Here is a 1299-nt window from a genome sequence, read left to right as displayed (position 1 = left end):
TTACCAACTGCCCTGTTTGTTCCTGTGTCTGCACAAACCAATACCGATGAATTAGTTGCTGATTTAGGGCTACCTCTCATCATTAAGCCTGTTAACGAAGGTTCCAGCATTGGAATGTCCAAGGTCAATGACCATAGTGACTTACAAAAGGCCATTGATTTGGCATTGAAATATGACACCGATGTTATCGCTGAGCAGTGGATACACGGGGAGGAATATACCGTTGCCATTTTAGACGGTGAAGCTTTACCTGCCATCCGGTTAAAAACGTCACATGAATTTTATGATTTTGACGCCAAGTATCACGCCAATGACACTGAATATTTATGTCCCTGCGGTTTGGAAGCCGATGTTGAAAAAGGTATGCAAGACATCGCGGTAAAAGCCTTTAATGCCCTAGGTATGCAAGGATGGGGACGTATCGATTTCATGCGTGATAAGCAAGGCAATCTGTTTTTACTTGAAGCCAACAGTGTTCCTGGTATGACCGATCACAGTCTAGTCCCCATGTCTGCGAAGCAAGCTGGAATGTCATTTGATGACTTAGTGTGCCGCATTTTAGAAACAAGCTTCAAAGGTGAGGGCTGATGGCTAAACAGCGGAGAGGCGCCATATTACAAGAGCCAGCTAAGGTGAAACAGCCTAGGTCGCCACTGGCATGGAAAAAATTGTTCAAACATGCCGCCACATTGGCTTTGGTCGTCGTCTTAGTGGCGGGAGGAATGTATCTACGTGAAGCCGATACTTTGCCTGTGAAGCACGTGACGGTAGATGGCACTTTACGCCATACCGACAGAAATGAATTAGTCAAAGTGGTGATGCCTTTTGTCAGAGGCAGTTTTTTAGATGTAGATGTAGCCAGTATTCAAAAAGCAGGTGAGACCTTGCCTTGGGTCGAGCAAATACAAGTGAGACGAATCTGGCCAGATACCTTGCATTTGATGGTTGCTGAGCATGAAGCGGTTGCTCGCTGGAACGATGATGGCTTGGTCAACCGTCACGGAAAAGTGTTTAAGCCCAGCAAAGACACCATGCCTGATGGTTTGATTCAGTTGCATGGCCCAGATGGCACTAGTGAAATGCTGTCGCGACGACTGATCGATGTTCAGCAAAAAGTGAATGTGCTGGGCTTACGAGTCATTAGTATGAGCATGGATAAACGTCGTGCCTGGCAAGTAGATTTTAAAGAAGGATTACATCTTAAATTGGGCCGTACAGATGATGAAGACAGGTTGACCCGCTTTGTTAACGTCTATTTGGGTGGGCTAGGTACATTTAAAGACCTGATTAAAGAAATTG

The 1299-nt window shown here is 45.4% G+C and carries 2 protein-coding genes; both read left to right on the top strand.

The features are described from left to right. A partial coding sequence (locus B4K20_RS03050) for a D-alanine--D-alanine ligase (protein WP_289281839.1) occupies window positions 1–588 on the top strand: 588 nt, incomplete at its 5' end. Further along, window positions 588–1299, top strand: a 712-nt coding sequence (locus B4K20_RS03045; protein ID WP_289281838.1) for a cell division protein FtsQ/DivIB, incomplete at its 3' end; no start/stop codon positions are given. The genes B4K20_RS03050 and B4K20_RS03045, both read left to right, overlap by 1 nt.

This window comes from Methylophaga sp. UBA5088 (assembly GCF_002414625.1).
GTDB lineage: Bacteria > Pseudomonadota > Gammaproteobacteria > Nitrosococcales > Methylophagaceae > Methylophaga > Methylophaga marina.
Note: the sequence above shows the minus strand (reverse complement) of the source record. Positions and strands in the feature narration are given on the sequence as shown.